Below are 26346 nucleotides of genomic sequence, written 5' to 3' on the forward strand. Positions count from 1 at the left end.
GCGCGCGCGATCGCCGCGGCGGTGTCGCGGGCGCGCGACAGCGGCGAGGAGACGATGACGTCGGGCGGGGAGGCGGCGACGGTGCGGGCGAGCGACTCGGCCTGGCGCCGACCGTTCTCGTTCAGGGGGATGTCTACCTGTCCCTGCAGGCGGCCCTCCCGATTGTGATCGGTCTGACCGTGACGCACGAGCACGAGCCGGGTGCGATGGGCCGGCCTCACTCGGCGCGGCCCTCGTCGATCCGGAGGTCGAGCACGGGGGCGTCGCGCCACAGCCGCTCGAGGGCGTAGAAGGCGCGGTCCTCGGCGTGCTGGACGTGCACGACGATGTCGCCGTAGTCCAGCGGCACCCAGCGCGCGTCGCGCTCGCCCTCGCGGCGCGGCGGCTTGCGGCGGCGCTGGGTCAGCGGCGCCTCCTCCACGCCGTCGACGATCGCGGAGACCTGGCGCTCGGAGTCCCCGCCGCACACCAGGAAGACGTCGGTGATCACCACCAGCTCCGAGACGTCCAGGCCGATGACCTCCTCGGCGAGCTTGTCGGCGGCGGCCTGGCCGGCCACACGGGCGAGGTCGAGGGATTCTTCGGGAGCGGTCACGCCGCGGGGTCCTCCAGGACGAGGTGGGCGGGAGTGGTGTCGAGCAGGGCGGTGGCGGAGGCCGAAGCCTCCGAGGGCGGCAAGACGCCGGTCAGCAGCAGGGCGACCAATGCGATCAGCGCCAGGGCGACCAGCACCCAGACCAGCCACAGCACGCGGCGGCCGCCCGCGCTCTCGGGGCGGTGGAGCACCTTGCCGTCGAAGCGCGGTGCGGGGCGCGGATCGGGTGCGTCGGTGACGGAGAGCTCGCCGAGCTCGACGCCGTCGCTGTCGCGGACGATCTCCGCCTCCGCGGCGCCGGGCACGGGGGCGCCGACGGGCTCCGGGGCGGGCTGGTCGCTGAGCTCGATGATCCGGGCGCGGCGGCCGAATTTGCGCAGGGCGGGCACGGGCGCGTCGGCGTCGGGCGGGGGCACGGCGCCGCGGCGTCCCGGGGCCTCGGGGCTCGGCTCGGCGCCGGCGAGCTCCTCGGGGCTCAGCGCGCGGGCGCGGCGGCCGCGCCGCGGGGTGGTCTCCGGCTCGGTCATCGGCCGTCACCTCCTGTGTAGAGCGCGTACTTGTTGATGTATTGCACGACCCCGTCGGGCACCAGGTACCAGACGGGGGCGCCGGCGGCGACGCGGGTGCGGCAGTCGGTGGAGCTGATCGCCATGGCGGGCACCTCGATCAGGGTGACGCCGTCGTCCGGCAGTCCCGAGGTGTCCAGCTCGTGCCCCGGCCGGGTGACGCCGACGAAGTGCGCGAGCTGGAAGATCTCCTCGGTGTCCTTCCAGGTCAGGATGTTCTGGAGGGCGTCCGCGCCGGTGATGAAGAAGAGGTCCGCGTCGGGGTGCTCGGCGTGCAGCTCGCGCGGCGTGTCGATCGTGTAGGTCGCGCCGGGCCGATCGACGTCCACGCGCGAGACGGTGAAGACCGGGTTCGCGGCGGTCGCGACGACGGTCATCAGGTAGCGGTGCTCCGGGTCGGAGATCTCCTGCGACGCCTTCTGCCAGGGCCGGCCCGTGGGCACGAACACGACCTCGTCGAGCGCGAAGACGCTCTGCACCTCGCTGGCGGCGACGAGGTGGCCGTGATGGATGGGATCGAAGGTCCCGCCCATCACGCCGATCCGTCGTCGCTGCGGCTCCACCGGTCTCAGCGGTCGGTGTCCGAGTCGGTGTCCGCGTCGTGCTTCTTGTCGAGGTCGCGGTGGTGCGCACCCCCGGTGAGCCAGGTGATGGCCAGCATGGTCATCAGGATCGCGAACGCACCGATCCCGATGAAGGGTGCGGGGATGCCCTCGCTCGCGCCGGCGCCGGACTCGGCGAGGATCATGAGCTGGTCGATCATGTTCTAGAAGGCCTTTCCTCGAGTGACCGGCCCATCATCCCACAGCGCGGGCGGGGTGCCGGCCGGAACCCGCCGGGTGGGAGTGGGGTCACGGGCGGACGTGGCCCTGGCCGACCACCAGCCACTTGGTGGCGGTGATCTCGCTCAGCCCCATCGGGCCGCGGGCGTGGAGCTTCTGGGTGGAGATCCCGATCTCCGCGCCGAAGCCGAACTCTCCGCCGTCGGAGAAGCGGGTGGAGGCGTTGGCCATGACCACGGCGGAGTCGACCTCGGCGAGGAAGCGCCGCTGGGAGACGAGGTCGCGGGTGAGGATCGACTCGGTGTGGCCCGAGGAGTGGGCACGGATGTGCGCAAGCGCGGCGTCGAGGTCGTCGACGACGGCGACGGCGAGCTCGAGGGCGAGATACTCCACGTCCCAGTCCTCCTCCGTCGCGGGGACGTGCTCGACGCCCGCCGGCAGCAGCGCGGCCGCCCGCTCGTCCACGTGCAGGCGCACCCTGGCCTCCGCGAGTGCGGTGCCGAGCCGCGGCGCGCCTCGGCGGCGACGTCCTGGTGGACCAGCGGCGTCTCCAGCGCGTTGCACACCCCGACCCGCTGGGTCTTGGCGTTGAGCACGATCTGCTCGGCCTGGTCGAGGTCGGCGCTCGCGTCCACCAGCACGTGGGTGGTGCCGGTGCCGGTCTCGATGACGGGCACCTGGGCGTTCTCGACCACGCGGCGGATCAGGCCCGCCCCGCCGCGCGGGATCAGCACGTCGACCAGGCCGCGGGCGCGCATGAGCACGTCGGCACCCTCGCGGCCGTGCGCGTCGATCCCGACGACGAGATCCGCCGGCGACCCGCGCTCGGCGAGCACGTCCCGCGAGCACCGCGATCAGCGCGGTGTTGGAGTGCGGCGCCGCGGAGCCGCCGCGCGCGACGACGGAGTCGCCGGCCTTCAGCGCGAGGCCGGCGGCGTCGACCGTCACGTTCGGGCGCGCCTCGTAGACCATCCCGACCACGCCCATCGGCACCCGCACCTGGCGCGGCTCGAGGCCGTTGGCGAGCACGGAGCCGCGCACCACCTCGCCGACGGGGTCCAGCGGCGCCGCGGCGGCGTCGCGCAGCTCGCTGCGCGATCGACGCGATCCGCTGCGGGTCCAGGGCGAGCCGGTCGCGCAGGCCGGCGGCCATGCCGGACTCGTCGGCGGCGGCGAGGTCACGGGCGTTGGCCGCGACGATCTCGTCGGCGCGGGCGATGAGCGCCTCGGCCATGGCGTGCAGCAGCGCGTCCTTCTCGGCGCGGCGGAGGCGCGCCAGCACGGGCTGGGCGTCCTTCGCGGCGCGGGCGGCGCCGCGGACCGCCGACTCGACGGGAGATGACTGGTCGTCCATGGCCCGAGTCTACGAGGGGGACGTCCAGCGAGCCCGGGGCGTCCGCCCAGGGAACATGCGGCGGGGGACCCTACTCTCGGTCGATCCACCCCTCTCCCGAACCCCGAGGTGATCGCCCGCATGGACTCCGTCCTCCACCTGGTCGAGGCGGTCATGGCCTCGCCGTGGCTGTACGTCCTGCTCTTCGCGATCGTCGCGGCGGACTCGGTTTTCCCGGTCTTCCCCGGGGAGACGGTGGTGATCACCGCCGGCGCCTATGCGGTCGCGCAGGAGTCTCCGCAGGCGCTGGTGCTGATCGCGGTGACGATCGCGGCCGCGCTCAGCGGGGACCTGATCTCCCATCACGTGGGTCGCGGCGCCGGGCCGCTGACCGGCCGGATCCGCTCGAGGCGCGCCGGCGACAAGCTCCTGACCTGGGCGGAGAACGGTCTGAGCACGCGCGGCGGCTCGATCATCGTCACCGCCCGCTTCATCCCGGGCGGGCGCACCGCCACCTCGATCGCCTCGGGGATGATCCGCTACCCGCGGCCGCTCTTCGCGGGCTTCGCCCTGCTGGCCGCGACCGCGTGGGCGCTGTACAACGTCGGGATCGGGATGGCGGGCGGGTCGCTGTTCCGCGAGCGGCCGTCGCTGGGCGTGGTGCTCGGCATCGCGCTCGCGCTCGTGCTGAGCTGGCTGATCGAGCGGATCCGCTCCGGCCGGGAGACGCGGTCCCGCGTCCTTCAGAGCACCACCAGCTGATCGCGGTGGATCGCGGGGCGGCGATACCGCTCCCCCAGCGGCTCCCTCGCCTCGTCGGTGCCGCGCCCCGCCATGGCCCGCGGCTCGTCGGAGCTGAAGGAGGTCAGGCCACGGCCGATCACGGTGCCGTCCGGGGCGGCGACGTCCACGGGCACCCCCGCGGGGAAGGTCCCCTCGACCCGGGTGACGCCGACGGCGAGCAGCGAGCGACGGCGCGAGCGCACGGCGCCGGCCGCGCCTTCGTCCAGGTGCGGCGTCCCCGCGCCGCGGGTCGCGAAGCGCGACCACACCAGGCGCGAGCGGCGACGGCCGTGATGGGCGGGGAAGAAGGTGCCGACGTCCCGGCCCTCCACCGCCTCGGCGAAGCGCTCGGCGGAGGTCATCAGCGCCGCGGTCCCGGTGGTGGAGGCGAGCTGGGCGGCCGACAGCTTCGTGACCATGCCGCCGGTGCCGACCTTCGAGCCGACCGAGCCGATGCTCACCCCGGCCAGGCGCGCCACGTCCTCGACGACGCCGATCCGCTCCGCCCCGGGTTCGCGGGGCGGGGCGGTGTAGAGGGCGTCGACATCGGTGAGCAGGATCAGCGCATCGGCGCCGAGCAGCCTGCGCGACGAGGGCCGCGAGGCGGTCGTTGTCCCCGAAGCGGATCTCGTGGGTGGCGGTGGTGTCGTTCTCGTTGACCACCGGCACGGTGCCGAGCTCGAGCAGGGCCTCCAGGGCGGCGCGCACGTTGCGATAGGTCTGGGGGCGGATCACGTCGGACTCGGTGAGCAGGACCTGCCCGGTGGTCCGCGCATGCGCGGCGAAGGCTCGGGACCAGGCCGTGGCGAGCAGGGCCTGGCCCACGCTCGCGGCGGCCTGCTGCAGCGGCACCGAGGCGGGCCGCTCCGGCGGCCCCAGCGGGCCGAGCGCGGCCGCGATCGCCCCGGAGGAGACGAGCACGAGCTCGGTGCCGCGCGCCGCGAGCGTCGCGGCGACCTCCGCGACGCCGTCGAGGCGGGACTGGTCCAGCCTCCCCCGTGCGTCGGTCAGGCTCGAGGAGCCGATCTTCACGACTATGCGGCGGGCGCCGACGAGCTCCTCGCGGGCGGTGAGACGGGCGGGCTGACGCGGCTCCGCCACGCTCACCGCTGACCGTCCGCGCCGCTCGAGGGATCGGCCCAGTGGCCGGACCTCCGCTCCGCCTCCATCGCGGCGAGGCGGTCCATGCGGGCGGCGGTGCGGGCCTTCTGCTCCTCGCGCTTCTGCTCGCGGGTGGGGCGGTGGTGGTCCTCGAGCCGGTCGTCGGTTCCGCGGCGGCCGAGCATCTCGGCGCCGCCGACCATCGTCGGCTCCCAGTCGAAGACGACCGCGTCGTCCCCGGGGCCGATCAGCACGGTGGAGCCGGCGACGGCCCCGGCGGAGAACAGCCCGTCCTCGACGCCGAGCTTCGCGAGGCGGTCGGCGAGGAAGCCGACGGCCTCGTCGTTGGTGAAGTCGGTCTGGCGCACCCAGCGCTCGGGCTTGTCGCCGCGGACGCGGAAGGCGGTGCCGCCGTCGTACTGCTCGGTGACGACCTCGAAGGAGGCCCGGTCCGCGCCGCGCGGGGTGAGGACGACGGGCGCCGGCTCCGGAGCGGGCAGGGCGGCCCGCGCCTGCTCGACGAGCTCGCCGAGCAGGAAGGACAGCTCCCGCGCGCCCCTTGCGGGAGACGGCGGAGACGTCGAGGATCGGCATCTCCCGCTCCCCCAGCCGCTCGCGGACGAGGTCGGCCATGTCGGCGCCGTCGGGCAGGTCGGTCTTGTTCAGCACGACCACCGCGGGCCGCTCCATCAGCGGCACGCGGGTCTCCGCCTCCTCGTCCAGGCTCGCGGCATAGGCGGCGAGCTCGGACTCGATGATCTCGAGGTCGCTGACGGGATCGCGGTCGGACTCGAGCGCGGCGGCGTCCAGCACGTGCACCAGCACGTGGCGGCCGCTCGATGTGGCGCAGGAAGTCCAGGCCCAGGCCCTTGCCCTGGCTGGCGCCGGGGATCAGCCCCGGCACGTCGGCGATCGTGTACCGGTGCTCGCCCGCCTCGACCACGCCGAGGTTCGGCACCAGGGTCGTGAACGGGTAGTCGGCGATCTTCGGGCGGGCGGCGCTCATCGCCGCGATGAGCGAAGACTTGCCGGCGCTGGGATAGCCCACCAGCGCCACGTCGGCGACGGTCTTCAGCTCGAGCACGAGGGTGCGCTCCTGGCCCGGCTCGCCGAGCGGCCGCGAAGCCGGGGGCCTTGCGCCGCTTCGAGGCGAGGGCCGCGTTGCCGAGGCCGCCGTTGCCGCCGCGCGCGGCGACGTAGCGGGTGCCGATGCCCACGAGGTCGGCGATCACGGTGCCGTCCTCCTCGGTGACCACGGTGCCGTCGGGCACGGGCAGGACGAGGTCCTCGCCGTTCGCGCCGTGGCGCAGGTCGCCCTTGCCGAAGCCGCCGCCGGTCGCGCGCTGGTGCGGCTTGTGGTGGTACTCCAGCGGCGTCGTGGTCGAGGCGTCGACCTCGAGGATCACGTCGCCGCCGCGGCCGCCGTCGGCGCCGTCGGGGCCCGCGAGGGGCTTGAACTTCTCACGCCGGATGGAGGCGGCGCCGTGACCGCCGGATCCTCCGACGACCTGCAGTCGGACGCGGTCGACGAATGTGGCCATGGGTGCTCTCCGAGGGTCGAGGGTGCCGTGGGGGTGGATAAGCGACGAGGGGCGGAGCGATCGGCTCCGCCCCTCGAAGGACGCTGGGTGCCCCGGGTCCGGGGCGGCGTGTCAGACGGTCTCGACGACGCTGACCACGCGACGGTCGCGCTTGCGGCCGAACTCGACGGTGCCCGCGGTGAGCGCGAACAGGGTGTCGTCGTTGCCGCGTCCCACGCCGTCGCCGGGGTGGATCTTGGTGCCGCGCTGGCGGACGAGGATCTCGCCGGCGCCGACGACCTGGCCGCCGAAGCGCTTCACGCCGAGGCGCTGGGCGTTGGAGTCACGGCCGTTCTTGGAGGAGCTGACGCCCTTCTTAGATGCCATCTGGGATCAATCCTTTGTCTGGTCGAGGGATCGCTCAGGCGATGCCCGTGATCTTCAGCCGGGTGAGCTCCTGGCGGTGGCCCTGGCGCTTCTTGTAACCGGTCTTGTTCTTGTAGCGGAGGATGCGGATCTTCTCGCCGCGGAGGTCCTCGACCTTCTCGGCGGTGACCTTGACCTTCGCGAGCTCGGCCTGGGCGGAGGTGACCTTGTCACCGTCGACCAGCGAGACGGGAGCGAGATCGATGCTGTCGCCCGCCCCGCCTGCCACGCGGTTGATCACGATGGTGTCACCGACCGACACCTTCTCCTGACGACCGCCTGCGCGGACGATTGCGTACACCACGTCACGTCTCCATCTTGTGATTCGGATCTAGTCTTCGAGTCGTGCGCCCACTCGGGTGACCACCGCGGACCTGCGACCGTCAACCGTTCCCGGCCGGGGAGCCGGGCGGGAGATGCGGTCGCGCGATGTCCACCGGACGACGACTGCGACGCGTTTGCGCCAGGGGACAGCTTACGATCCCGTGAACAGCCGGTCAACCATGGGACACGCCCCGACCAGCGAGAACGCCGTCACACCGTGTGGAACAGGTCACTGGTCCCCGTCGGGATCGACCACCTGGCCGTCGACGACGACCTCGGGCTGGCTGTGGTCGCCCGAGGCGGCGGCGATCGAGGCGATCGTCGCGCGGGTCAGCGCACGGCTGTCCTCGTCGTCGGCGAGGCGGTGGACGTCGCCGGACTCCTCGGAGCCGCCGGCGTCGCCGCCGTGCTCGTCCTCGTCCTTCGCCCCGGCGCGTCCGCGCCGGCCGCGCCGGCGCGAGGAGCCCTTGGAGCCGTCCTCGCCGCCTCCGCCGCCGCCGCCGCCCTGGGGGTGGCTGTGGCCTCCGTCGGCGTCCATGTCGACCGTCATGCCGCGGCCGTGGCAGTGCTCGCAGGTGGTGGAGAAGGTCTCCACCAGGCCCTGGCCCACGCGCTTGCGGGTCATCTGCACCAGGCCCAGCGAGGTCACCTCGGCGACCTGGTGCTTGGTGCGATCCCGGCCCAGGCACTCCACGAGGCGCCGCAGCACGAGGTCGCGGTTCGCCTCGAGGACCATGTCGATGAAGTCGATGACGATGATGCCGCCGATGTCGCGCGACCGCGGCCTGGCGCACGATCTCCTCGGCCGCCTCGAGGTTGTTCTTGGTGACGGTCTCCTCGAGGGAGCCGCCGGAGCCGGTGAACTTGCCGGTGTTCACATCGACGACGGTCATCGCCTCGGTGCGGTCGATGACGAGGGAGCCGCCGGAGGGCAGGTAGACCTTGCGGTCCATCGCCTTCAGCAGCTGCTCGTCGATGCGGTTCTTTGCGAAGACGTCCTTCTCGCCGACATGGCGGGTGACGCGCTCGAGCAGGTCGGGGGCGACCTCGGAGACGTAGGAGTGGACGTCGTCGTAGACCTTGCCGCCCTCGACGACCAGGGAGGTGAAGTCCTCGTTGAAGACGTCGCGCACCACCTTGATGGCGATGTCGGGCTCCTGCGAGAGCGCCACGGGCGCGGACCGCGACTTCTGGGACTTCTGGATCTTCTCCCACTGGGCGGTGAGGCGCTCGACGTCGCGGGTGAGCTCCTCCTCGCTCGCGCCCTCGGCGGCGGTGCGCACGATCACGCCCGCGTCCTCGGGGATGATCTGGCGCATGATCTTCTTCAGCCGGTTGCGCTCGGTGTCGGGCGACTTCCGGGAGATGCCGGTCATGGACCCGCCGGGCACGAACACGACATAGCGGCCGGGCAGGGAGATCTGGCTGGTCAGACGCGCGCCCTTGTGGCCGATCGGGTCCTTGGTGACCTGGACCAGCACGGGGTCGCCGCTCTTCAGCGCGAGCTCGATGCGGCGCGGCTGGCCCTCGAGGCCCACCGCGTCCCAGTTGACCTCGCCGGCGTAGAGCACGGCGTTGCGGCCCTTGCCGATGTCCACGAACGCGGCCTCCATGGAGGGCAGACGTTCTGGACCTTGCCGACGTACACGTTGCCGACCATCGAGGTCTGCGACTTCTGGGCGACGTAATGCTCGACGAGCACGTCGTCCTCGAGCACCGCGATCTGGGTGCTCGCCCTGGCGCTCGCGCACCACCATCGAGCGCTTGACGGACTCGCGGCGGGCGAGGAACTCCGCCTCGGTGATCACGCCGCGGCGACGGCCGGCGTCACGGCCCTCGCGGCGGCGCTGGCGCTTGGCCTCGAGCCGGGTCGAGCCCTTGACGGCCTTGACCTCGTCGCGCGCCTCGCGCACCTTGACCACGGTGTTCGGCGGATCGTCCGGGGAGGAGCCGTCGTCCCCGCCGCTTCCCGAGCGGCGGCGACGGCGGCGACGGCGCGAGCTGGAGCTCGAGCCGCCAGAGGAGGAGCCGGAGCCCTCCTCGCCCGAGCCGTCCTCGGTCTCCTCGTCCTCGGAGGAGTCCTCCTGCGAGCTGTCCTCGGCGCCGCGGTCGCCGCTGAGGGAGTCGTCCTCCCCGCGCCCGCGGCCGCGACGGCCGCGGCCCCCGCGACGCCGGCGGCGGCGCGAGGAGCCCGAGCCGCTCTCGGCGGAGCCGTCGGCGCTGTCGTCCTCGCCCTCGGAGTCGGTGTCCTCGGAGTCGTTCTGGTCCGTGTCCTCGTCCCGCGGCGCGTCCTGCTCGCGGGAGGAGGAGCGGCGGGAGCGGCCGCGGGACCGGCCGCGGCGCGAGGGCTGGGCGTCCTCGTCGCGGGTCTCCTCGGCCTCCTCCTCGTCGCGGGAGTCCTCGTCGTCCTCGTCCTGCGGGGCGACGGTGGTGCGGGGCCGCGGGGTCGGCGCCTGGAAGAGGAGGGAGGCGAAGTCCATCTGGACCTGCTCGCGCCGGCGCGCCCGGTCCTCGTCGACCTCGGGCTCGGCGGCGGTATCGGTCTCGGTCGCGGTCCCGGTCGTGGAGGCGAGGGCCTTCAGATCGTCCAGGACGGGGTTCGCGGCGGGCTCCGGCTCCTCCGTCGGCTGGGCCGTCGGCGCCTGGAAGGTCGGCGCTCCCGCCGGCGCCCCGGCCCGGCGGCGACGGCGCGTCGTCGCGGCGGGCGAGGGCTCGAGGGGCTCCTCGGACTGGGGGGCGACGACGGTGCGCGGCGCGGCGTCCTCGGGCGCCGCCGCGGCCTGGCTCCGGGGCCACGGCGGGGGCGCCGGCCGGGGCTCCCGCGCGGCGGCGTCGCCGTGCCGGGGGTGCTCCGTCGTTCGACGCGTCGTTCTCGGGAATCTGGGTGCTGTCAGCCATGCGGCCGTCTCCTTCTGGAGGGCCAGCGCACCCTGGCCCCTTCTGGTCATCGTCCCTGGGGACGGAAGTCTCTGGCCCTCGCCGTCGCGCGGCTCCACGCGGGAGCGCTGCGATGCCGATCGCGGGGAGCACTGCGGTCGCGGTGAGTCCGCGTGGCCGGTGCTCGACGTCACGACGCCGGGAGGTTCCCCCGCCCGGTACGGAGCAGGAGAGTGCCTCGGCCAGTATGGCACAGCGTGCATCTGCCGCCGCGGAAGGGGGACCATGGTCCCCGGGGCGGTGCGCGCGGCCGCTCTAGTTTTCATGACAGCGTGTCGTCCACTCGGGAGGATCCATGGAAGCCCTCGACCTGGCACGGTGGCAGTTCGGCATCACCACCGTGTACCACTTCATCTTCGTGCCGCTGACGATCGGGCTGTCCCTGCTCGTCGCGATCATGAACACCCGTGCCGTGTTCGCGAAGGATCCCGTGCGCAAGGACGCCTGGACCCGGATGACGAAGTTCTTCGGCTCGATGCTGATCGTGAACTTCGGCATCGGCATCGCCACCGGCATCGTGCAGGAGTTCCAGTTCGGGATGAACTGGTCCGAGTACGCCCGCTTCGTCGGCGACGTCTTCGGGGCGCCGCTGGCGCTGGAGGGCCTCGCCGCCTTCTTCCTCGAGTCCGTCTTCCTGGGGCTGTGGATCTTCGGCTGGGGGAAGATGCCCGAGAAGATCCACCTGCTGACGATCTGGGCGGTGGCGCTGGGCACCACGCTCTCGGCCTACTTCATCATCGCCGCGAACTCGTTCATGCAAGCATCCCGTCGGCGCGGCCGCTGAACCCCGAGACGGGGCGGGCCGAGCTCGATCCCTCGCAGGGCTCGATCCTCGCCGTGCTCACGAACGTCACGGCGATGGCGGCCTTCCCCCACGTCGTCTCCGGCGCCTGGCTCGTCGCCGGCGCGTTCCTCACCGGAGTCGCCTCCTGGCACATGGTCAGGCACCACCGGGCCGCCCGCGAGATGGGGCTGGAGACCGAGGAGGGCCAGGAGCGACACCGGGCCGCCCGTGACCTCTACCGACCCACCGTCCGCTTCGGGGTGGTGGCGATGTTCGTCTCCGCGATCGTGCTGGTGATCTCCGGCGACTTCCAGGCCCAGATCATGTTCAAGCAGCGGCCGATGAAGATGGCGTCGGCCGAGGCGCTGTGCGAGACGGAGACCGGTGCGAGCTTCTCGATCCTCACCATCGGCGGCCCCGACGCCTTCGCCGAGCAGTGCGGGGACGTCACCCACCTGATCGAGGTTCCGTACGTGACCTCGTTCCTGGCCACCCACAGCTTCGATGCGACGCGCAGGGCGTCGACGACCTCAACGCCCAGTACAAGCAGGAGTTCGGCGAGACTGCGACGAACATCCACGGCGAGGAGGTCGAGGCCGACTACCGCCCGAACCTCTTCGTCACCTACTGGTCCTTCCGCCTGATGATGGGCCTGGCCGCGTTCAGCGGCGTGCTCGCCTTCTGGGCGCTGTGGGTCACCCGCGGCAAGGGCGAGAACGCCCGCACCACCGGGTCGAAGGCCTTCCAGTGGTTCGCCGTGCTCGCGATCCCGATGCCCTTCCTCGCCAACTCCGCCGGCTGGGTGTTCACCGAGATCGGCCGTCAGCCCTGGGTCGTCCACCCCAATCCCGACGACCCGACCGTGCGGCTGATGACCCTGCAGGGCGTCTCCGCCCACCCCTCGTGGATGGTGCTCGCCTCGCTGGTCGCCTTCACCCTCGTCTACGGCGTCCTCGCCGTGATCTGGTTCCGGATGATGCAGAAGGCCGCGCTGAAGGGCGCGCCGCCGCCGCGCGGGACCCGGAGACCGAGGAGCTCGACACGCCCACCCTCTCCTTCGACTACTGAGAAGGGACCCACCTGCTCATGGACACCATGCTCGACCCCACGGTCCTGCAGACCCTCTGGTTCGCGCTGATCGGCTTCTTCTTCCTGGGCTACTTCGTGCTCGAGGGCTTCGACTTCGGCGTGCAGATGAACGTGGCCGCCTTCTGGCGCCGCGGCCCCGGCACCCGCGGCACGATCCTGCGCACCATCGGCCCCGTCTGGGACGGCAACGAGGTGTGGGTGATCACCGGCGGCGCGCCGCTCTTCGCGGCCTTCCCCGAGTGGTACGCCACCCTGTTCTCCGGCTTCTACCTCGCCCTGTTTGCTCCTGCTGCTGGTGCTGATCGTGCGGGTGTGCGCCTTCAAGTGGCGCGAGAAGCACGAGGACGACCGCTGGCGCACCTCCTGGGACGTGGTGCACGTGATCGGCGGCTTCGCCCCGGCCCTGCTGTGGGGCGTGGCCTTCTCGAACATCGTCGCCGGCGTCGCGATCGACCAGAACCACTGGGTGACCACCTCGCTGCTGGGACTGCTGAACCCCTTCGCGCTCCTGGGCGGGCTCGTGTTCGTCTTCGCTGTTCTGGCCGCACGGCACCCTGTACCTGACCCTGAAGATCGAGGGCCCGCTGCGCCAGGACGCCCACCGCCTCGCGAGCCGGCTCGTGTGGCCGACGATCGTGGCCGGCGCCGCGTACCTGCTGTGGTTCCAGCTCGCGTACTCGAACACGCCGTGGACCCTGATCCCGCTCGCGATCGCGGCGGCGGCGCTGATCGCGGTGGTGCCGCTGGGCCGTGCCCGTCGTGAGGGCCTCGCCTTCGGCGCGACCACCACCGCGATCGCCGCGGCGACGATCACCCTGTTCGGCGGCCTGTTCCCGTACGTCATGCCGGCCTCGAACGATCCGGCGAACTCGCTCACCGTCGCGAACGCCTCCTCGACCGAGCACACGCTGACGGTGATGCTGATCGCCCTCGCGATCCTGTCGCCGGTCGTCATCGCGTACACGATCTGGACCTACCGGGTCTTCCGCCACCGGATCACCGACGAGGACTCCCCCGCGCCCGGCGAGGACCTCGCCCGGAGGGCCCGGGCGGGCTACCGGGAAGCGTTCGGGCAGGAGTGAGCACCCCCACGCGCGCGCGGCGAGCGCCCCTGGACCCCCGTCTGGTCCGGGAGGTGCGCGCCGCGCGCGTCCATGTCGCGCGGACCGTGGTCCTCGGGCTCGTCCAGGCCGCGTCCGTGATCGTCACGGCGCTGGTGATCGCGCACCTCGGCGCGCGCCTGCTCGTCGAGCGGGACCTCCCCGCGGACGCCCCGGGGATGCTCGCCCTGCTGGTCCTCGCGCTCGCCGTGCGGGCAGGGGCGGTGCTGGTCGAGGAGGCGACCGCGCACCGCGCCGCGACCGCCGCGATCAGCGATCTGCGCGCCCGCGTCCTCGCCCACGCCGCCCGGCTCGGCCCGCGGGCCGGGGCCGGCCGGGGCGCGGACGTGACGGCGCTGGCGACGACGGGGCTGGAGAAGTCGCGCCCCTATCTGGTGGGTTACGTCCCCCAGCTGATGCTCTCGGCGACGGTCACCCCGCTGTGCCTGCTGACGATCGGGTCGCTCGATCCGCTCAGCGCCGTGATCGCCCTGGTCACCCTGCCGCTCGTGCCGCTGTTCATGATCCTGGTGGGGAAGATGACCGTGGGCCGCTCCGAGAGGTCGCTGGCGGACATGCGCTCCCTGTGGTCCCAGCCGCTGGACCTCGTCGAGGGCCTGCCCACCCTGCGCGCCCTCGGCCGCGAGCGCGGCCCGGAGCGGGTGGTGGAGACCCTCGGCGACCGCCACCGCTCCTCCGCCATGGGCTCGCTGAAGTTCGCCTTCCTCTCCTCGATGGTGCTCGAGCCGCTCGCGACCCTGTGCGTGGCGCTGGTCGCCGTCTCGATCGGCATGCGGCTCGTCTACGGGGAGATGGACCTCGCCCCGGCGCTCGCGGTGCTGGTCCTCGCCCCCGAGGTGTACCAGCCGCGCGCAATGTCGGCTCCCAGTACCACTCCTCCACCGACGGCCTCGCCGCGGTCGGCGCGGCCTTCGAGGTGCTCGACGAGCACGCCCCGGCCGACGGGACCCGTCCCGCCCCCGACCTCGCCGGCGCGACCCTCGCCCTGCGCGGCGTGAGCGTCGCCTCGCGCGACGGGCTCGCCCCGCACGCGGCGGAGATCGAGGTCCGCCCCGGCCGCATCACCGCGCTGACCGGCCCCTCCGGCGCCGGGAAGACCACCGCCGTGCAGGTGTCGCTGGGCCTGCTGGAGCCCGAGCAGGGCCGCGCCGAGGTGATCGCCGCCGACGGCACCGCGACCGACGTGCGCGAGCTGGAGCGCCGCGCGCCTCTGGGACCAGATCGCGCTGCTCCCCCAGCGGCCCGTGCTCCCGCCCGGCACCCTGCGCGAGGTCCTCGCCGCCGCCCGCCCGGACGCGGACGACGACGAGCTCGGGGCCGCCGCGGCCGCCGTCGGCCTCGACGCCGTCATCGCCCGCCGCGGACTCGACGCGGACCTGGGCCGCCGCGGACAGGGCCTCTCCCTCGGCGAGCGGCGGCGTCTGGCGCTGGCCCGCGCCCTGCTCTCCCCGCCCCGCTGGTCGTGCTCGACGAGCCGACCGCCCATCTCGACGGCGCCGCCGAGCAGATCGTGCTGGACCTGCTGGGCGAGCCGCGCGCCCAGGGCCGCACCGTGCTCGTCGTCGCCCACCGCTCCCGCCTCGTCGAGGCGGCCGACGACATCGTCTCCGTCGACTCGCGAGCGGAGGTCGCCGCATGACCGCCCAGGCCGCCCCGCGCGCCGCGCCGAGCGCGCCCTCGCGATCCCGCCCGCGCGGCTCCTCGCCGCGGTCCTCGCCGCGGTCGCGACCCTCGGCTCCGCCTTCGCGCTCGCCGCGGTCTCCGCCTATCTGGTCACCCGCGCCTGGACCATGCCGCCGGTGCTCGACCTGACCGTCGCCGTGGTGATGGTGCGCGCCCTCGGCGTCTCCCGCGGCGTGTTCCGCTGGCTGGAGCGGATGCTCACCCACGACGTGGCGGCGCGGGGCGTGGTCTCGCTGCGCACCTCGCTGTTCACGGCGCTCGCCTCCCGCACCGACGACGCCCTGACGCGGTCGCGGCGCGGCGAGCCGCTGGCCCGGCTGGGCGATGACGCGCAGGAGCTCGGCGACCACGTCATCAAGGCGATCGTGCCCGCCCTGGTCGCAGCCGTGATGCTCGTCGTGGTGCTGGCGACCTTCGCACCGCTGTCCCTGCCCGCGACGGCCGCGATGGCGGCCTCGCTGCTGCTGGCGGCGGTGGCCGCGCCGTACTTCGCGCACCGCGCCGCCGCGCTCACCGAGCAGGCCGTGCTCACCACCCGCGGCGACGTCACCTCCCACTCCCTGGAGATCCTCGACGACGCGACCTCGCTGCGGGTGGACGGGCGGCTCGAGACGGCCCTCGCCCGCCTCGCCGCCGCGCAGTCCGCGCACGACGCCGCGATCGACCGGGCCGCCCGCCCCGCCGCGCTCGCGGCCGCCGCGGTGCCCGCGAGCATGGTCCTCGCGGTGACCGGATCGCTGCTGGCCGCGGGTGCCGCCTGGACCGCCGGGGACCTCTCCGCCGGGCAGATCGGGATCCTGCTCCTGCCGCCGCTGTCCTCCTTCGAGGCGGCGACCGCCCTGCCCGCCGCGGCGACCCAGCACGCTCGCTCCCGCGCCGCCGCGGAGCGCCTCGACGCCCTGATCAGCGAGGGCGGCGAGGGCGACGGCTCCGCCCCGGTCCCCGCCGAGCGTCCCGCCACGGCGAGCCTGACCGCCCGCGACCTCACCGCCGGCTGGTCCCCCGACGCTCCGTGCGTGCGCGGCCTCGACCTCGACCTCGCCCCCGGCTCCCGCCTCGCGGTCGTCGGCCCCTCCGGCGGCGGGAAGTCGACGCCGCTGGCGACCCTCGCCGGGCTCCTCGTCCCGCTGGGCGGCGAGGTCTCGACCGACGCCGCCTCCCTGCGCGAAGCGGTGACGATGTTCGCCGAGGACGGGCATGTCTTCGCGACCACGGCGCGGGAGAACCTCCGCGTCGTCCGCGGCGACCTGACGGATGAGGAGGCCCTCGCGGCGCTCGCCGCCGTCGGCCTCGACGACTGGCTCGCGACCCTCCCCCATGGGCTCGACACGATGCTGGGCCCCGACGGGACCACGGTCTCCGGCGGCGAGCGGCGCCGCCTGCTGCTGGCCCGCGCCGTGGTGCGTCGCGGACCGGTGCTCGCTGCTGGACGAGCCGACCGAGCACCTGGACACCGCCCGCGGCGACGCGCCGCTCGCGGCGCCGCTCACCCCGGGCGACGAGTCCCTCGTCCCGGCCTCGTCCACGGTCGTCGTCGTCACCCATCGCCCCGAGGCGGTCCCCGCCGACACGCCCGTCCTCAGGATCGGAGAGCCCCGATGAGAGACCGCCCCCGCATCCAGGACCTCGCCGGCGCCGTGCTCGCCGGCGGGGAGACCGAGGACCTGCTGGACCTGATGCTCCGCTCGGCCCGCACCGATCTCGGCGCCCGCGGCGCCGTGCTGGTGATGCCCCTGGACCGCGAGGCGTGGACGATCGAGATGGTCGACGGGCCCGACGCCCCCGCCCTGCTCGGCGAGCAGGTGCCCGCGGCGCATCCGATCGGCGTGGCGCTCGAGCAGGCCGACGCCGATGCTCTCGAGCGGGTCGAGACCTTCGCCCTCGGCGAGGAGAGCTGGCGCGTGATGCTCGCCGTGATAGATGCGGCCGAGCACGGCACCGGGTCGCTCGGGGCCGCGCCCGGAGGGCTCCGAGGAGTTCACCGCCGCGGACCGGGAGCGGCTCGACGCGCTCGCGGGGCTCGTCGGCCTCACCCTGCGCGTCCCGACCCTGCAGGCCGACTCCGAGATCGACGACGAGCGCGGACGGATCGCGCGCGATCTGCACGACCTCGCGATCCAGGAGCTGTTCGCGGTGGGGATGGAGCTCGAGGGGCTGGTGGACTCCCTCGGCTCCCCGGACGTGACGCCATCGAAGGCGCGGATCCGCTCCTCGGTCGCGGCCTCCGTGCAGGGGGTCGAGAACGCGGTCGCGCAGATCCGGCTGATCGTGCAGTCGCTGCGCCGGGAGCGGGCGGAGGCGACGCTCACCGAGCGGCTGCGCCGCGAGGTGGGGCTCGCGACCGCCGGCCTCGGCTTCGTGCCCTCGCTGCGCCTGCCCCCGCATCCCGCGGAGATGGACGCGGAGCCGCCGCCGGAGATCGCCGACGACGTCGTCGCGGTGGTGCGGGAGTGCCTCGCCAACGCCGCCCGTCACGCGCATGCCAGCGCGGTCGCGGTCTCCGTGAGCGTGTTCTCCGAGGGCGTGGACCGGGTGGTGCAGGTGAACGTCTCGGACAACGGCCGAGGCATCGACCCGACGGTGCGGCGCCGCTCGGGGCTCGCGAACATGTCCTCGCGGGCCCGGCGCCATTCGGGCTGGGTGGACGCGATCACCCTCGAGCCGGGCACGATGATCTCCTGGCGGGTGACAGCCGCCGGTGGCGTGAGGCCTACTGCGGCTTCCAGCCCGCCCGTCGGCGGGCCGCGACCATTGCCGCGACCTGGGTGCGGCGCCGCATGCCGAGGGTCTGCAGGATGACGGTGACGCGGTTCTTCACCGTCTTCTCCGCGATGCCGAGGGCGCCCGCGATCTCGCGATTGGAGTGCCCGTCGCCGATCAGCTCGACGATCCGCTGGTCGGACTCGGACAGGTCCGGGCCGTCCTCGACGTGATCGGCGGGCCAGACGGGGCGGCCGGCGTGCACGGCCTGGATCGCCTCGACGATCTCCTGGGAGCGCGCGGACTTGAGCATCAGGCCGGCGGCGCCCGCGGCGCGTGACTCGCGCGGCCGCGGCGTCGTCGTCGAAGCTGGTCAGCACCAGCATCCTCTGCTCGGGGTCGAGCTCGCGGGCGACCTTCATGACGTCGATGCCGGTGCCGTCGGGCGGCTGGAGGTCGACAAGCGAGCACCTGGGGCCGGATGGCGGGCAGGCGCCGGGTCGCCTCGGCGACGGAGGACGCCTCGCCGATCACGGTGAGGGCGGGGCTCGCGTCGATCGCGGTGACGATGCCGCGGCGGACCACCTCGTGGTCGTCGACGAGCATCACGCGGATCGGGCCGTCCTGCTGGGTCGCTGTCACGTGGCGTCCTTCCTCATCTCGGCGGGCACGTCGAAATCTATCGCACCGGGGACGACGCGGGTCTCAGCGTCCCCGCTGGCATCGCGGGCAGAAGTGCGAGGAGCGGTTCGCGTGCATCACGCGCCGCATCACGGTGCCGCGGCGCGGGCAGGGCTCGCCCTCCTTGCCGTAGGCGTTGAGGCCGCGGGCGAAGTACCCGCCGCGCCCGTCGACGTTCACGTACAGCGCGTCGAAGCTCGTCCCGCCCACCTCGAGCGCCCGCTCCATCACGTCGCGGACGGCGCGCAGCAGCGCCGGCGCCTGGCGGGGGCCGAGCGCCGCGCCCGGGGTGTCGTACCGGATCCGCGCCGCCCACAGCGCCTCGTCGGCGTAGATGTTCCCGATCCCGGAGACGATCTCCTGGTTCAGCAGCGGCGTCTTGACTGCGCCGCGCCGGGAGCGCAGCGCACGGGCGATACCGGAGAGGTCCGCGGCCGGATCCAGCAGGTCGCGCGCGATGTGCGTGGCGTCCTCCGGCGAAGAGGGCATCGGGACTGCCCACGCCGGCGAGCGCCCCGCCCTCCGCCTCGAGGAGCGGACTCGTCCACAGCCCGCCGAAGATCCGCTGGTCGACGAAGTCGAGCCGCGCCCCGTCGTCCAGGTGCAGGCTCACGCGGCGGTGCCGCAGCGGGTGGGAGGCGGGGCCCTCGGAGAGCTCCACCGACGGCGCGGCTGTCGCGTCGGGCGTGCTCATCCGCGGCTGTCCGCTCATGCCGAGGTGCGCCATCAGCGCCTCCCCGGCCTCGGCCCCGCCCGGCTCCGCGAGGCGCCACCACAGGAACTTCCCGCGCCGCACCACGGCGGTGAGCCGGGAGCCGACGAGGGCCGCGCGCAGGCGGTCCTCTCCCCCGGCCTGTCGGCGCAGGGAGCGGGGCTCGAGCACCTCGAGCGCGGTGATGGTGCGGCCGACGGTGCGGGGCTCGAGGCCGCGCCGCACCACTTCGACCTCGGGCGGCTCGGGCACCGGGTCAGCCCCTTGGGATGAGGGACTCGCCGCGCTCGGCGAGGACGCCCCTCACCGCGTTCTGGGCGGCGGCGAGCTCGGCGTCCTTCTTCGAGGCGCCGTCGCCGCGGGCGGTGACGACCCCCTCGACGGTGACGGTCGCGGTGAAGGTCTTCTGGTGCTCGAGGCCCGACTCCGTGAGCGCGTAGACCACGTCCTTGCCCTCCGCGGCGGCGATCTCCTGCAGGCGGGACTTGAAGTCGTAGCCCGCCTCGAGGAACTCGTCGGAGTCGAGCATCGGGCTGAGCAGGTCCAGCACGAAGCGGCGCGAGACGTCCTGGCCGAGCGCGAGGTGGACCGCGCCGATCACGGCCTCGGTGGTGTCGGCGAGGATCGAGGCCTTGGCGCGGCCGCCGGTGAGGTCCTCCCCGCGGCCCAGGCGCACGTAGGCGCCGAGGTCGAGGCGGGAGGCGATCACGGCGAGCGCCCGGGTCGAGACGGTCGCGGCGCGGCGCCGGGCCAGGTCGCCCTCGGGCGGCGTGGGGTGGGCGGCGTAGAGGTGCTCGGTGACAGCGAGCTGCAGCACGGCATCGCCCAAGAACTCGAGCCGCTCGTTGTGCGGGAGGCCGTCGTGCTCGTAGGAGTAGGAGCGGTGCGTGAGCGCGAGATCGAGCGACCCGGAGTCCGTGAGGTCCGCGGCCTGCCCGGCGTCCAGCGGCGGCGTGTCCAGCAGGCCCTGCGGGGCGGCGGCCTCGGCGGCGCGGCGCCTGCGCGCCATCAGGCCTTCCCGTCCTGCGCGTCGTCGTCCTTCGGGTCCTCGTCGAACAGGCCCTTCAGCGCGGCGAAGCGCTCGTCGATGACCTCGTGGTGGTGGTCGGGGTCGTCCTCCATACGGAAGCCGCACTGGGCGCACAGGCCCGGGCAGTCCTCGCGGCACAGGGGTCGCTCGTCGGCCTCCATCGCGAGGGCGTCGCGCACCACGGGGCCGAGGCGCACCTCGTCGTCGACGAGCAGGACGGAGTCCTCGCGCTCCTCGGCCCTGACCTTCTCGGGGTAGAGGAAAAGCTCGTCGAAGCGGGTGGCGATGTCCTGGTCGACGGGGTCGAGGCGGCGCGAGCACTCGCCCTCGAGGTGCGCGGTGACGGTGCCGTGGGCGTAGATGCCCTCGACCACGGATTCGAGCTCGAGCTCGATCGCGATGGGCTCGCCCTCGGAGACCTGCATGGCGAGGCCGCCGGCCTCGCGGGCCGGGGCGGGGACGGTGTGCTCGACGCGTCGGTGCGTGCCGGTGCGGCCGACGAGATCGACGGCGTCGAAGCGCAGGGCGTCGTCGAGCGGCGAGGTGGGAATGGCGTCGGTGGTCATCTGCTCAGCGTAGGTCAGAGGCGGTGCGCGGCGCCTCCAGCGAGGCGGCGGGGAGCATGTCGGAGACGTCACCGCCGAGGGCGTGCACCTCGCGGACGAGGGAGGAGGAGATGTGGGCGAGGGACGGGTCGGTGAGGAGGAAGACGGTGTCGGTCCCGGCGAGGTGGTGGTTCATCCGCGCCATCGGCTCCTCGTAGGAGAGGTCGAGCTGGGAGCGCGGCCCGCGCACGACGGCGCCCGCGCCGACCTCGCGGCAGAAGTCGACGAGCAGGCCGCGGGGCAGGGTGCGCACCTCTGTCTGCTCGGCGAGGCCCTCGTCGGCGAGCGCGGCGCGGATCGCTGCGGTGCGCCGCTCGAGGTCCAGCGGCCCCTTCTTGGAGGGGTTGTGGGAGACGGCGACGATCACGTGGTGGCCGAGGGCCGTCGCGCGCCGCGTGAGGTCGAGGTGGCCCAGGGTGAAGGGGTCGAAGGAGCCGGGCAGGACGACGGTGGTCATGGCGGTCACTCTAGTGCGGGCGGGGAGCGGCTCAGCCCAGCGTGAAGCGCACCTCGTGGCGGCCGTCGTCGTGGATCTCGCCGATCTCGAGGGTGCCGGTGGTGCCGGCGAGGTCGCCGGTGCCGGAGCCGGGGACGATCACGTACTGCAGGGCGGGCGCGCCGCCCGTCATCGTGCCGAGCCGCTGGAGGGCGAGGGTGCCGGTGCGTCCGCCGAGGTCGCCCTCGAAGAGCTCGCTGGTGATGTAGCCGGCGCCGCCGGTCTCGGGGTCGCCGGCGGTGAGCATGGTGCCGCGCGAGGTGCCCTCGGCCTCGCCGGTCCAGGTCTTGATCAGGGAGAAGCGATCGGCGGCGCCGTCGATCGGGGCGCCAGGGGCCATCTGCACGGTGAAGGAGGCGGTGTGGCTGGTCATGGCTCCAGTATGTCGTCGCCGGTGCGCTGGGCGTAGGACAAAGGCGTCATGCCGGTGACGGCGCGGACGTCGCGGATGAAGTGGGACTGGTCGAACCAGCCGAGGTCGTGGGCGTCCTCGCTCCGGCCGCGGCGGAGGGTGAGCAGGTCGGTGTGCGGCGGCCAGTCGAGCTCGTCGAGGGTGCGCGTCATCGCGCCAGGGTACGCGGGCTCAAAAGGGCGGTGGGCCGCGACCGTCGCGGGGATCGAGGCCGGGCGGGCCGGGGTCGGCGCCGCCGGTGTCGGGGCGGGACCAGTACTCCAGGAGATGCTCGCCCCAGCGCTGCTCCTCGATCGCGTCGAGTCGCTCCTGCGGCGATTCGTCGAGCGCGCCGCTGTGCAGGATCGCCTCGAACTCGAGATCGGCCTCGTACTGCTCCCAGGCGCGGCGGAGCCGCTGGCCGAGCTCACGGGTGACGAGGTCGCCGTCGGGCCTGGAGTCGCAGACGGCGAGCTCGCCGATCCTCCACCGGGTCACGCCGGTGGTCTCGTCCCGAACCGGGTCGAGGATGCCTGCGGTCTTCATGCGGTGGTGGCGGCGGCAGAGGCGGTGCAGGTTCTCGATCGTGGTGGGTCCGCCGCGGGCGGGGTGCTCGAGGTCGAACTCCTCGATGTGGTCGCTCTCGCCGAGGGTCATGACGTTGCAGTCGCGGCCGGGGACGGCGCAGACCGGGTCGATGAGGCGCAGGTTCTCGGCCATCGCGCGGCTGACCCGGTAGGTCCTCGAGGCGGCGGGGGCGTAGCCGCCCCTGGCCGGGTCGGCGAGGACGCGTTCGAAGGCCGGCGCCTTCGCGGCGAGCTCGCGGGCCATGCGCGCGGGGATCGGGATGGTGCCGTCGAGCGTCGCGGGCGCATGCGAGCGGCCCAGCAGGGTCAGGATCGGCACGACGACGGAGATCCGGAAGGCGGGCTCGGGCACCTCGACGCCGCCGGTCGCGAGCGGGGAGCGTGTCATCACCGCGTAGCGCGGCGCGGGAAGCGGCATGGGCCGGCCCTCGCGGGCGACGTCGCCGTCGAGGTCGAAGGGGATCGGCGCTCCGGTCTCGAGCGCCTGGCGCTGAGCGTCCTGGACGGCGCGGGCGGCGCCGTCGAGACGGCGGCCGAGCGCGAGGAGCTCGGGGATCGGGCCGACGACGGTGAGGCGACCGGTGCCATCGCCGTCCGGGGACGGGGTGAGGTGGACGGCGCGCCGCTCACCGGGCGTCTCCTGCATGGCGGCGCGGCCGAACCAGTCGATCAGCAGACGCGACTCGCGGTAGAAGCGCTCGACGTCGATCGCGTCGAGCCGCCAGGTCGCGACCCGTTCGTCGACCTGGCGGCGCTGGTGGGAGGTCAGGCGCGCGACGCGCGCAGCGCCCACTCGAACCAGTCCACCGGCGGCTCCCCGGCGCCGACACGGGCGAAGCAGGCGGGCAGGTCGGTGACGGCGACGTGCGCGTCGCGCGCCCGCACCTCGCCCCGGCCGAGCTTCGTGCGCAGGCCCGCCGCGGCGGCGAGTGCGTGCAGGGCCTTCTCGTCGTCCTCGTCCTCCTCGGTCCAGAGGGAGGCGAGGTCCTGCATCTCGGCGACGTAGAAGGCGGCCTGCTGCTCGCGGCGCCGGCGGTAGATGCGCAACACCGTCTCCGCCTCGGCGGTGCGGGGTGCGACGTCGGCGCGCTCGACGAGGGACTGCGGGGTCAGGGGCCGGCGAGCCCGCACGGGGCGGCGCGGAGGCTCGCCCGGGCGGACAGTGGCGGCAGGGATGGAGGCAACAGGGACGTTGGGGCGGGCAGATGCGGCGCGCGGCGGGACGTCGAGGCGTGGGTCGTCTCCCATTGCTCCTCCTCCCCCGCGTCTTGATGAGCGTTCTTCGTCGACCGCTCCGTGCTTCTCATTCTACGACCAATATCCGACATACTCCAGACGTGCCGTCATCTTGCCCTAATTTGTGGATAACCGGGATGCGGGGAGGAAACTTCGCACCAAATGCACAGTCATTCCACATCGTGTGGATACTCGCGGGCCACCTGCGCAGATCAGGGTCGGCGTGCGTGAAGCACGAGCGTCGGGCTCTCCACCCCGCGAATGCCTCACCTCGCCTCTCGCGTCCCACCAGGACGAATTCTTGCCCCTTGCCGGAATACACAAATGCGCGACGGACGCAAGGGGTGGTCCTGAATTGTGGATGGAGCTCTGCCGGACCGAGAAGTGCGGGCAGATCGATGTGGACGGAGTGCAGGTGCGCCTCGAGGCGCGGCCGACGAGAGCCGAGGCGACTGCGGGCGTGATGCCGGGTCGCGGGAGACGCGAGCGTCGCGGTCCCGGCGGGACGGCGGTCAGCCCGCGGTCTCGTCCTCGACCAGCGGCCCGCCGAACTGCGAGACGGTCTCGCCGTAGGTCTTCCTGCCGTCATCGGCCCAGCCGTCAGGCCACTCGACGGGGCGGTCGCGGGAGGAGCGCTCGAGGACGACCAGGGCGTCGTCGGTGAGCGCGGGGCGGAGCGTCACGAGGAGCCGCTCGAGCTCGTCGGTGGAGACGTCGTAGGGCGGGTCGAGGAAGACGAGGGTCGCGCCGTGTCCGCCGAGGCCCGCGGCGACGGCGCGGGCCTTCCCGGCGCGCACGTCGACCCGGTCGGAGAGTCCGAGGTCCGCGACGGTGCGGCGCGGCTGGCGGGCCGTCGGCCCGTGCACCTCGACGAGGACCGCATGGGCGGCGCCGCGGGAGAGGGACTCGAGGGCGAGCGCGCCGGTGCCCGCATACAGGTCGAGCACCCGGGCCCCCACGAGCGCGTCCCAGCCGTCGAGGCGGCTGAACAGGGCCTCGCGCACACGGTCCGAGGTGGGCCGGGTGCCCTTCCCGGGCGGGCCGGGGATGGTGCGCCCTCCGAGAGTGCCGGAGATGATCCGCGGCATGTCAGCTCCTCTCCACGTCGGGGTCGGCATCGCGCGCCGCGCGGCGACGGCGGCGGCCAGCTCGGGATGGCCGTCCAGCTCGGGGTCCTCGGCGACGAGCGCGAAGGCGTCCTCGCGGGCGGCCTCGATCCAGCGGGCGTCGCGCGCGACATCGAGGTGCTTCAGCGTGCGGCGCACGCCGGACTGCTCCTCCCCCACCAGGTCGCCGGCGCCGCGGCGGCGCAGGTCGAGCTCGGCCAGGGCGAAGCCGTCGGGCGCATCGGCGATCGCGCGCAGGTGCCGCGAGTGCACCTCGTCCACGACCGCGCAGGTGTCGAAGAAGGCGATGCCGGGATGCTCGCCGCGGCCCACGCGGCCGCGCGGCTGGTGCGGCTGGGAGACGCCGAAGCGCTCCGCGTCCAGCACGATCATCACCGAGGCGTTGGGAATGTCGACCCCGACCTCGATCACCGTGGTGGAGACGAGCAGGTCGAGCTCGCCGCGCACCATCTGCTCCATGACCAGCTGCTTCTCCTCGCCGCTGAGCCGGCCGTGGAGCACGCCGATGCGGGCGTCCGCGAGCTCGGGGCGGGAGGCGAGACGCTCGGCGGTCTGGACGACGCCGCGGGCGGGGTCGAGGGCGGGGGTCTTCTCCTTGCCGTTCTCGTCGAGGACGGGTCGCGCGGGGGTGTCGTCGGCCTCGTCCTCGTCGATCCGGGCGCAGACGACGAAGACCTGTCGGCCCGCGCGGATCTCCTCGCCGGCGCGCCGCCACATGCGCCGCTCCCAGGCGGGGAGCTTCTCGTGGACCACGAAGCTCTCGACGCCGGCGCGGCGGCCGGGACTCTCGGCGAGGGTGAGCACGTCGAGGTCGCCGACGGTCGCGAGCGCCGCGGTGCGCGGGATTGGGGTCGCGGTCATGACCACGACGTGCGGACTCTGACCCTGCGGGCCCTTGGCGCGCGACCGCCGACGGTGGTCGACGCCGAAGCGGTGCCGCTCGTCGATCACGACGAGGCCGAGGGAGGCGAACTCGACGCCCTCGGTGAGCAGGGCGTGGGTACCGACCACGATCCCGGCCTGGCCGGAGGTCACGTCGAGCAGGGTCTCGCGGCGCGCGGAGGTGCGCTGAGAGCCGGTGAGCAGGCGCACCCTGGTCGCCTCAGGCGCACCGTCGAGCTGGCCGGCCCGGCCGAGCTCGCCGAGGAGCTCGAGCACGGTGCGGTGGTGCCGCTCGGCGAGGACCTCGGTGGGGGCGAGCATCACGGCCTGGTGGCCGGAGTCGACGGCGCGGAGCATGGCGCGCAGGGCGATGACGGTCTTGCCGGAGCCGACGTCGCCCTGGAGGAGGGCGCTGGTGGGGTGGCCGTTGCCGATGCGCTCGGCGAGCAGGTCGCCGATCTCGCGCTGGCCGTCGGTGAGGGAGAAGGGCAGGCGCTCGTCGAAGAGCCGCTGGAGCGGTCCCTCGGCGCGCGGCTGCGGGGCGGGGGTGCGCTCGTCCTGGGCGCGGCGCTGGGCGAAGATCGCCTGGAGGACGAAGGCCTCCTCGAAGCGGAGATGGGCCATGCCACGGCGGGTGTCGTCCATGGTCAGCGGGGTGTGGACGAGACGGGCGGCCTCGGCGAGGTCGGGCAGGCTCCGGCGACGCAGGATCTGTGCGGGGACGGCGCTGGTGGCGGAGCCGGCGAACTCGAGGCCCTTCTCCATCGCGGAGCGCATCGTCGCGAGCGAGATGTTCTGCTTCAGGGGGTAGACGGGGCGCGGACAGCCGCGCCCAGGCGCGGCCCTCCTCGGTGT

23 protein-coding genes and 10 pseudogenes are annotated in these 26346 nt (G+C 73.7%); 11 read left to right on the plus strand and 22 right to left on the minus strand.

What is annotated here, in order from left to right; translation table 11 throughout:
- Positions 1-8 precede the first annotated feature (8 nt).
- From WKH84_RS03165 to WKH84_RS03190, 6 genes and pseudogenes are all read right to left on the minus strand, one after another.
- Positions 9-272 (minus strand): annotated as a pseudogene (locus WKH84_RS03165) (histidine phosphatase family protein); the annotation flags it as partial.
- A complete protein-coding gene (gene rsfS, locus WKH84_RS03170; RefSeq protein WP_341855601.1) occupies positions 218-595 on the minus strand; it encodes a ribosome silencing factor in 378 nt (125 codons plus the stop codon). The gene rsfS and the pseudogene WKH84_RS03165, both read right to left, overlap by 55 nt.
- On the minus strand, positions 592-1122 hold the full coding sequence (locus tag WKH84_RS03175; protein WP_341855602.1) for a hypothetical protein: 531 nt from the start codon (positions 1120-1122) through the stop codon (positions 592-594). The genes rsfS and WKH84_RS03175 overlap by 4 nt, the downstream gene beginning before the upstream one ends.
- Positions 1119-1724 (minus strand): nicotinate-nucleotide adenylyltransferase, encoded by a 606-nt coding sequence (nadD, locus tag WKH84_RS03180; protein ID WP_341855603.1) that lies wholly within the window; start codon positions 1722-1724, stop codon positions 1119-1121. Before nadD ends, WKH84_RS03175 begins: the two co-directional genes overlap by 4 nt.
- A gap of 5 nt (positions 1725-1729) precedes the next feature.
- Positions 1730-1924 (minus strand): hypothetical protein, encoded by a 195-nt coding sequence (locus tag WKH84_RS03185; protein ID WP_341855604.1) that lies wholly within the window; start codon positions 1922-1924, stop codon positions 1730-1732.
- An 88-nt stretch (positions 1925-2012) separates the two neighbouring features.
- Positions 2013-3297, minus strand: a pseudogene (locus WKH84_RS03190) (glutamate-5-semialdehyde dehydrogenase).
- Positions 3298-3417: 120 nt separating this feature from the next.
- Here WKH84_RS03190 and WKH84_RS03195 point away from each other — a divergent pair.
- Positions 3418-4038, plus strand: coding sequence for a VTT domain-containing protein (locus tag WKH84_RS03195; RefSeq protein ID WP_341855605.1), 621 nt, complete (start codon positions 3418-3420; stop codon positions 4036-4038).
- Here the strand turns inward: WKH84_RS03195 and proB are convergent.
- From proB to WKH84_RS03220, 5 genes and pseudogenes are all read right to left on the minus strand, one after another.
- Positions 4020-5166 (minus strand): annotated as a pseudogene (proB, locus tag WKH84_RS03200) (glutamate 5-kinase). The gene WKH84_RS03195 and the pseudogene proB sit on opposite strands and share 19 nt — an antisense overlap.
- Positions 5163-6701: pseudogene (gene obgE / locus WKH84_RS03205) on the minus strand (GTPase ObgE). Before obgE ends, proB begins: the two co-directional pseudogenes overlap by 4 nt.
- A gap of 111 nt (positions 6702-6812) precedes the next feature.
- Complete coding sequence (rpmA, locus tag WKH84_RS03210; RefSeq protein ID WP_010551799.1) at positions 6813-7067, minus strand: 50S ribosomal protein L27; 255 nt, start codon at positions 7065-7067, stop codon at positions 6813-6815.
- 34 nt (positions 7068-7101) lie between these two features.
- Entirely contained in the window at positions 7102-7410 is a 309-nt protein-coding gene (gene rplU / locus WKH84_RS03215; protein WP_341855606.1) for a 50S ribosomal protein L21, read from the minus strand.
- 249 nt (positions 7411-7659) lie between these two features.
- Positions 7660-10328, minus strand: a pseudogene (locus WKH84_RS03220) (Rne/Rng family ribonuclease).
- Positions 10329-10662: 334 nt separating this feature from the next.
- On the opposite strand from WKH84_RS03220, the gene WKH84_RS03225 reads away from it, so the two are divergent.
- The 10 genes and pseudogenes from WKH84_RS03225 (at position 10663) to WKH84_RS03270 (ending at position 17843) form a co-directional block, all read left to right on the plus strand.
- Positions 10663-11151, plus strand: a complete 489-nt coding sequence (locus WKH84_RS03225; RefSeq protein WP_341855607.1) for a cytochrome ubiquinol oxidase subunit I — start codon at positions 10663-10665, stop codon at positions 11149-11151.
- A gap of 53 nt (positions 11152-11204) precedes the next feature.
- On the plus strand, positions 11205-11795 hold the full coding sequence (locus WKH84_RS03230; RefSeq protein WP_341855608.1) for a cytochrome ubiquinol oxidase subunit I: 591 nt from the start codon (positions 11205-11207) through the stop codon (positions 11793-11795).
- The gene (locus WKH84_RS03235; protein ID WP_341856757.1) at positions 11726-12289 is read left to right on the plus strand and encodes a cytochrome ubiquinol oxidase subunit I; all 564 of its coding nucleotides are present in this window, start codon (positions 11726-11728) and stop codon (positions 12287-12289) included. Before WKH84_RS03230 ends, WKH84_RS03235 begins: the two co-directional genes overlap by 70 nt.
- Positions 12247-12450, plus strand: a pseudogene (locus WKH84_RS03240) (cytochrome d ubiquinol oxidase subunit II); the annotation flags it as partial. The gene WKH84_RS03235 and the pseudogene WKH84_RS03240, both read left to right, overlap by 43 nt.
- 100 nt (positions 12451-12550) lie before the next feature.
- A pseudogene (locus tag WKH84_RS03245) lies at positions 12551-12688 on the plus strand (cytochrome d ubiquinol oxidase subunit II); the annotation flags it as partial.
- Between the two features lie 118 nt (positions 12689-12806).
- Positions 12807-13322, plus strand: coding sequence for a cytochrome d ubiquinol oxidase subunit II (locus WKH84_RS03250; RefSeq protein WP_341856758.1), 516 nt, complete (start codon positions 12807-12809; stop codon positions 13320-13322).
- Positions 13319-14359 (plus strand): ABC transporter transmembrane domain-containing protein, encoded by a 1041-nt coding sequence (locus tag WKH84_RS03255; RefSeq protein WP_341855609.1) that lies wholly within the window; start codon positions 13319-13321, stop codon positions 14357-14359. The genes WKH84_RS03250 and WKH84_RS03255 overlap by 4 nt, the downstream gene beginning before the upstream one ends.
- Positions 14278-15000 carry an ATP-binding cassette domain-containing protein gene (locus WKH84_RS03260; protein WP_341855610.1) on the plus strand — a complete coding sequence of 241 codons (723 nt, stop codon included), beginning with the start codon at positions 14278-14280 and terminating at the stop codon, positions 14998-15000. Before WKH84_RS03255 ends, WKH84_RS03260 begins: the two co-directional genes overlap by 82 nt.
- 43 nt (positions 15001-15043) lie before the next feature.
- A pseudogene (gene cydC / locus WKH84_RS03265) lies at positions 15044-16405 on the plus strand (thiol reductant ABC exporter subunit CydC); the annotation flags it as partial.
- Positions 16406-16964: 559 nt separating this feature from the next.
- The gene (locus WKH84_RS03270; RefSeq protein ID WP_341856759.1) at positions 16965-17843 is read left to right on the plus strand and encodes a histidine kinase; all 879 of its coding nucleotides are present in this window, start codon (positions 16965-16967) and stop codon (positions 17841-17843) included.
- Here the strand turns inward: WKH84_RS03270 and WKH84_RS03275 are convergent.
- The 11 genes and pseudogenes from WKH84_RS03275 to WKH84_RS03325 form a co-directional block, all read right to left on the minus strand.
- Positions 17755-18350, minus strand: a pseudogene (locus tag WKH84_RS03275) (response regulator transcription factor). The gene WKH84_RS03270 and the pseudogene WKH84_RS03275 overlap by 89 nt on opposite strands.
- 99 nt (positions 18351-18449) lie before the next feature.
- Positions 18450-18914, minus strand: coding sequence for a zinc finger domain-containing protein (locus WKH84_RS03280; protein WP_341855611.1), 465 nt, complete (start codon positions 18912-18914; stop codon positions 18450-18452).
- Between the two features lie 121 nt (positions 18915-19035).
- Positions 19036-19389 (minus strand): annotated as a pseudogene (locus tag WKH84_RS03285) (DNA-formamidopyrimidine glycosylase family protein); the annotation flags it as partial.
- A 4-nt stretch (positions 19390-19393) separates the two neighbouring features.
- Entirely contained in the window at positions 19394-20146 is a 753-nt protein-coding gene (gene rnc / locus WKH84_RS03290; RefSeq protein ID WP_341855612.1) for a ribonuclease III, read from the minus strand.
- On the minus strand, positions 20146-20733 hold the full coding sequence (locus tag WKH84_RS03295; protein WP_341855613.1) for a YceD family protein: 588 nt from the start codon (positions 20731-20733) through the stop codon (positions 20146-20148). Before WKH84_RS03295 ends, rnc begins: the two co-directional genes overlap by 1 nt.
- 4 nt (positions 20734-20737) lie before the next feature.
- Entirely contained in the window at positions 20738-21229 is a 492-nt protein-coding gene (gene coaD / locus WKH84_RS03300; RefSeq protein WP_341855614.1) for a pantetheine-phosphate adenylyltransferase, read from the minus strand.
- Positions 21230-21260: 31 nt separating this feature from the next.
- Positions 21261-21641, minus strand: a complete 381-nt coding sequence (locus WKH84_RS03305; RefSeq protein WP_341855615.1) for a DUF3224 domain-containing protein — start codon at positions 21639-21641, stop codon at positions 21261-21263.
- Positions 21638-21832, minus strand: a complete 195-nt coding sequence (locus tag WKH84_RS03310) for a hypothetical protein (RefSeq protein ID WP_341855616.1) — start codon at positions 21830-21832, stop codon at positions 21638-21640. Before WKH84_RS03310 ends, WKH84_RS03305 begins: the two co-directional genes overlap by 4 nt.
- 19 nt (positions 21833-21851) lie before the next feature.
- Positions 21852-23039, minus strand: a complete 1188-nt coding sequence (locus tag WKH84_RS03315) for an HNH endonuclease signature motif containing protein (protein WP_341855617.1) — start codon at positions 23037-23039, stop codon at positions 21852-21854.
- A complete protein-coding gene (locus WKH84_RS03320; protein ID WP_341855618.1) occupies positions 23012-23494 on the minus strand; it encodes a hypothetical protein in 483 nt (160 codons plus the stop codon). The genes WKH84_RS03315 and WKH84_RS03320 overlap by 28 nt, the downstream gene beginning before the upstream one ends.
- 500 nt (positions 23495-23994) lie before the next feature.
- Positions 23995-26268, minus strand: a complete 2274-nt coding sequence (locus tag WKH84_RS03325) for an RsmD family RNA methyltransferase (protein ID WP_341855619.1) — start codon at positions 26266-26268, stop codon at positions 23995-23997.
- Between the last annotated feature and the right edge of the window lie 78 nt (positions 26269-26346).

The organism is Brachybacterium sp. GPGPB12, assembly GCF_038396325.1.
In the GTDB taxonomy this organism is placed as follows: Bacteria; Actinomycetota; Actinomycetes; order Actinomycetales; family Dermabacteraceae; genus Brachybacterium; species Brachybacterium conglomeratum.

What these genes read in the sequence shown, in the direction of transcription:
- WKH84_RS03175 (WP_341855602.1), bottom strand. Translation starts at nt 1,122, where the DNA reads ATGACCGAGCCGGAGACCACCCCGCGGCGCGGCCGCCGCGCCCGCGCG.
- WKH84_RS03185 (WP_341855604.1), bottom strand. Translation starts at nt 1,924, where the DNA reads ATGATCGACCAGCTCATGATCCTCGCCGAGTCCGGCGCCGGCGCGAGC.
- WKH84_RS03195 (WP_341855605.1), top strand. Translation starts at nt 3,418, where the DNA reads ATGGACTCCGTCCTCCACCTGGTCGAGGCGGTCATGGCCTCGCCGTGG.
- rpmA (WP_010551799.1), bottom strand. Translation starts at nt 7,067, where the DNA reads ATGGCATCTAAGAAGGGCGTCAGCTCCTCCAAGAACGGCCGTGACTCC.
- WKH84_RS03225 (WP_341855607.1), top strand. Translation starts at nt 10,663, where the DNA reads ATGGAAGCCCTCGACCTGGCACGGTGGCAGTTCGGCATCACCACCGTG.
- WKH84_RS03270 (WP_341856759.1), top strand. Translation starts at nt 16,965, where the DNA reads ATGCGGCCGAGCACGGCACCGGGTCGCTCGGGGCCGCGCCCGGAGGGC.
- WKH84_RS03280 (WP_341855611.1), bottom strand. Translation starts at nt 18,914, where the DNA reads ATGCCCTCTTCGCCGGAGGACGCCACGCACATCGCGCGCGACCTGCTG.
- rnc (WP_341855612.1), bottom strand. Translation starts at nt 20,146, where the DNA reads ATGGCGCGCAGGCGCCGCGCCGCCGAGGCCGCCGCCCCGCAGGGCCTG.
- WKH84_RS03295 (WP_341855613.1), bottom strand. Translation starts at nt 20,733, where the DNA reads ATGACCACCGACGCCATTCCCACCTCGCCGCTCGACGACGCCCTGCGC.
- coaD (WP_341855614.1), bottom strand. Translation starts at nt 21,229, where the DNA reads ATGACCACCGTCGTCCTGCCCGGCTCCTTCGACCCCTTCACCCTGGGC.
- WKH84_RS03305 (WP_341855615.1), bottom strand. Translation starts at nt 21,641, where the DNA reads ATGACCAGCCACACCGCCTCCTTCACCGTGCAGATGGCCCCTGGCGCC.
- WKH84_RS03310 (WP_341855616.1), bottom strand. Translation starts at nt 21,832, where the DNA reads ATGACGCGCACCCTCGACGAGCTCGACTGGCCGCCGCACACCGACCTG.
- WKH84_RS03320 (WP_341855618.1), bottom strand. Translation starts at nt 23,494, where the DNA reads ATGGGAGACGACCCACGCCTCGACGTCCCGCCGCGCGCCGCATCTGCC.
- WKH84_RS03325 (WP_341855619.1), bottom strand. Translation starts at nt 26,268, where the DNA reads ATGCGCTCCGCGATGGAGAAGGGCCTCGAGTTCGCCGGCTCCGCCACC.